This is a genomic window from Streptomyces europaeiscabiei, from assembly GCF_001550375.1.
Lineage (GTDB): Bacteria > Actinomycetota > Actinomycetes > Streptomycetales > Streptomycetaceae > Streptomyces > Streptomyces europaeiscabiei.
Map to the genome: position 1 here is coordinate 1 of NZ_LRTR01000753.1, position 3,994 is coordinate 3,994.

4 protein-coding genes are annotated in these 3,994 nt (G+C 73.5%); all 4 read right to left on the minus strand.

Features of this window, described 5'->3' with window-relative positions; all coding sequences use genetic code 11:
* On the minus strand, positions 1–1,095 hold a 1,095-nt coding region (locus tag AWZ10_RS36885; protein ID WP_279616665.1), incomplete at its 3' end, for a carbamoyltransferase family protein.
* Between the two features lie 228 nt (positions 1,096–1,323).
* On the minus strand, positions 1,324–2,241 hold the full coding sequence (locus AWZ10_RS36890; RefSeq protein WP_060893194.1) for a hypothetical protein: 918 nt from the start codon (positions 2,239–2,241) through the stop codon (positions 1,324–1,326).
* A gap of 46 nt (positions 2,242–2,287) precedes the next feature.
* Positions 2,288–3,223 (minus strand): NAD(P)/FAD-dependent oxidoreductase, encoded by a 936-nt coding sequence (locus tag AWZ10_RS36895; protein WP_060893195.1) that lies wholly within the window; start codon positions 3,221–3,223, stop codon positions 2,288–2,290.
* Between the two features lie 3 nt (positions 3,224–3,226).
* Positions 3,227–3,994, minus strand: a 768-nt coding sequence (locus tag AWZ10_RS36900; protein ID WP_159058498.1) for an MFS transporter, incomplete at its 5' end; no start/stop codon positions are given.

Consider the following 3,994-nt stretch of genomic DNA (forward strand, 5'->3'; position numbering starts at 1 on the left):
GTGCGACTCCGCCAGGGCCGCGCCCAGCGCGCCGCCTGCGTCCCCGGCGGCCGGCTGCACCCACAGCTCGTCGCAGACGTCCTCGTCCACGAGCCGTCCGTTGGCCACGCAGTTCAGCGCGACACCGCCGGCCAGGCACAGCCGCCGCTCGCCCGTGCGCTTCAGCACCGTGCGGGCCAGCCGCAGTACCACCTCCTCGGTCACGGCCTGGACCGAGGCGGCGAGATCGAACTCCCGCTCCGTTAGGGCTCCTTCGGGGGTGCGTCGCGGCCCGCCGAACAGCTCCTCGAAGGACCGGCCGGTCATGGTCTGGCCGTACTGGAAGGTGAAATGGCGCAGGTCGAGGCGGAACGAGCCGTCCGCCTTGACGTCGATCAGCCGATCCCGGATGAGGGGCGCCCAGCGCGGCGTGCCGTACGGGGCGAGGCCCATCAGCTTGTACTCGCCCGAGTCGACCTTGAAGCCGCAGAAGTGGGTGAACGCCGAGTACAGCATGCCCAGCGAGTGCGGGAAGCGCAGTTCGGCGAGCGGGACCAGCTCGGTGCCCCGGCCGTGCCACAGAGTCGTCGTCGCCCACTCGCCGACGCCGTCGACGCACAACACCGCCGCCGACGGGTACGGGCTGGGCAGGAACGCCGATGCGGCGTGCGAGGCGTGGTGCCGATGCGCCACCACCGGCGGCAGTGGCCGCCCGCCGGACAGCACGCGCAGCCGCGCGCGCACGTCGTCCAGGGCGTGCCGCTTCCAGCCGGCCCACTGCGGGAAGGCCCGGCGGAAGACGGGGAAGCCGTGCGGCGCCGTCGCCAGCCACGTGGACATCACCCGGCGGAACTTCAGCGCCGGGTCCTCGTAGAACGCCACGGCCGCCAGCTCGTCCAGGCGCAGACCCGCCTCCAGCAGGCAGTAGGCGACGGCCTGGGCCGGGAAGTCGGCATCGTGGCGCCGCCTGCTGAACCGCTCCTCCTGGGCGGCGGCCACCGGAACACCCCCGGACACCAGGGCCGCCGCACTGTCGTGGTAGTAGGCGGAGATTCCCAGTACCGGACCGTCCCGGCCCGCGCCGCCGGTCCGCCCTCCGCCGGTCCGCTTCCCCATGTCAGAACAACGGGTAGACGGACGCATCGTCCTCCGGCTGCGGGCGCAATCGGGACGGTGGCGGGGGCGGGGCCGGTTCGGCAGTCCGGTCCGCCGCAGGCGCGGCCGGGGACTCGACCGCGTTCGGAGCGTCGGCGGGCCGCCCGATGCGGCTCCGGGCGCGCAGCCAGGACGAGAGGCGGCGGGCCGCCGGGGCCTTAACCCTCCCGCGCTCCTCGCCGGGCCCCCTCACGCCAGGTCCAGACGGTCCGCCAACTGCCGGGCCACCAGGTCGTAGCCCAGGTCCGTGCAGTGCACCCGGTCGATGAAGAGCCAGTCCTCCGGCGCTGCGGCCTCGCCCAGCGCCACGTTCATGTCCAGGAACGGCACGTCCAGCGCGGCGCATCCGACGGCGAGCCGCTGCGCATAGGAGCGGCCGACCGCCATCGTGGAGATGTCGTTGTGGAACCGGCGGAAGTTGGACACCTCGTCCAGTTCCTCGAAGAGGAGCGTCTCGCGCGCCAGCGGCTCCTCGCGCACCCACGGTGCGAGCGGCTGCAGGACGAACGTCAGACCCGCCCCGAGCCCGTCCGCGAGCAGCTTCCAGCCGCGCAGGTGGCGCAGGGTCAGGTCCGCAGCGTGCGCGACCCGCCGGTCCGGCGGGGGCACCACGTCCGGGGCGGGACCGCAGTCGAAGAACGCGCCGTGGCGGCCCTGCTTCTCCTCGGGCAACCGGCTGAGCACCATGTTGTTCACCCCCGACAGCAGCACGATGTCCTCGACGGGCGGCAGTTCGTGCTGGAACAGGGTGAACAGCAGCAGTTCCTGCGCCGAGTTGTGGCTCTGGCCGGCGAAGTTCAGCCACGGCAGCCGGGGCGCGTGCGCGTTCCACAGACGCGCGCCGATGGTGGCGGCGTCCCCGGTGGCCCCCACGCCGAACACTGCGGAACTGCCCGCCAGCACCCGCGCGGCCCCCTCGGGCCGGTCGTCGCCGACCGTGGCCCGCTGCCCGCCGGGGCCGGGCGTGATCCGGAAACCGTGCCGGTCGGTGGCATAGACGGGCGTCTTCTCACCGCCGTACTGGAAGTACCCCAGATAAGGCTGGTCCTCCAGGACGAAGGTGTAGTGCTCCATGTGCGGCGTGTACTCGGCGCGGGGTGACGTCATCGCTGCGGTGCTCCCGTCGGTGTGCGCGGTGGAGGGCGGGCTGCTGTCAGGGCGCCGGGGCGGGAGGCGGCGGCGCGGGCAGGGAGCCGGGCCGGTCCTCGCGGATCAGGTCGGTGTTGACGGCCATGGCCGCCAGTCCGCCGCTGGACGCGGCCATCGCCGCCTGGTGCATGTTGCGCCCCAGGTCGCCGGCCACGTACAGGCGGGGGACGCTGGTACGGCCCCGGTCGTCGGTCTGCACCGACTCCAGGTCCGGGGCGTCGACCCAGGGGCGCAAGGGATCCACCCGGGGCTCCATGTCGAGGTGGAGGAACAGCGCACCGTAGCTCGCGCCGCCTCCGTCCTCGAACTCGACCCGCACGCCCTTCGGGTGCGGCTTCAGCCCCGCCACCTTGTCCGCGCGGACCGGTACCCCGGCCGCGGTGAGCCGGTCCCGCTCGTCCACGGGCAGCTCCCGCCGGTCGGAGAGGTAGGTGATGTCGTCGGACCACGCCGTGAGGATCGACGCCAGGCATTCGCTGGGCACCGCACCGCCGTACACGGCGATGGTCCGCTCGCGGACCTCCCAGCCGTGGCAGTACGGGCACTCGAACACGGTCTTCCCCCACAGGTCCGCGATCCCGGGCACCGGTGGCAGGAGGGAGCGCACGCCCGCCGCGTACAGCAGGGTGCGGGCGCGGAAGGTGCCCGACTCCTTGGTGGCGACCACCACGTGGTCGCCCTCGCCGGCCGCGGACACCACCTCGTCGTCGCGGAACGACACGTCGTACTCGGAGAGCTGCGCGCGGGAGCGGGCCCGGAAGTCGGCGATGGTCGCGCCGTCGTTGGTGAGCACGTTGTGCATGACCCCGGCCGCCATGTTGCGCGCGTCGCCGGAGTCGATCAGCAGCACTCGGCGGCGCGAACGGCCCAGGTACAGAGCCCCGTTCAGGCCGGCCGGGCCGCCCCCGACGATCACCGTGTCGTAGAGCTGCGTGTCCAATGGTCACCCCTTGTCGAAAAGGTCTGTGTGCGGATCGGGACGCGGATGCGTGTCCCCGGGCGCGGCCGGGGAGTCGCGCAGGAGGGCGAGCAGCAGCAGGGCGCCGGCGGCCAGGACGGTGCCGCAGACGACGAACACCGCCGGAACGGACAGGACTTCGGCGAGCAGCCCGCCGAGGAGCGCGCCGAGCGGCATGGTGCCCCAGGCGCACAGCCGGGACACGCTCATCACCCGGCCCTGGAGGTTCTCGGGCGTCAGCCGCTGGCGCAGCGACATCACCGGGATGTTCCAGCCCATCATGAAGACGCCGTTCGCGGCCAGCGCCAGCCCGGCGAGCACGGGGCCGGGCGCCGTTCCCAGCAGGACGTACGCGGCCCCGGACGCCACCAGGGACCAGAAGGCCAGCCGTACGGTGGGCAGCCGGTCGGCGGCCCGGGGCGCCAGCCAGCTGCCCCCGACGGCGCCCAGCGACCCGGCGGCCAGCAGTAGTCCGTACCCGGTGCCGCTCAGCCCCAGAGTGCGGTCGCTGAGCAGGACCAGCATCGAGAAGGTCGCCGAGAAGACCAATCCGTACAGGGTGCTCGCGGCCAGCGTGAGCCGCAGGGTGCGATGGCGCAGGACGAAGCCGACGCCCTCCCGGATGTCCTTGAGCACACTGCCGCGCCCTCCTCCGCGCACCCCTGCGGAGCGCGCCCCGCCCGGCTCCGGTGCGGGCCCGTTCCGGGCGAGCGGGGCGAGGCCCAGCAGGAGCAGCGCGGCCAGCGCGTACAG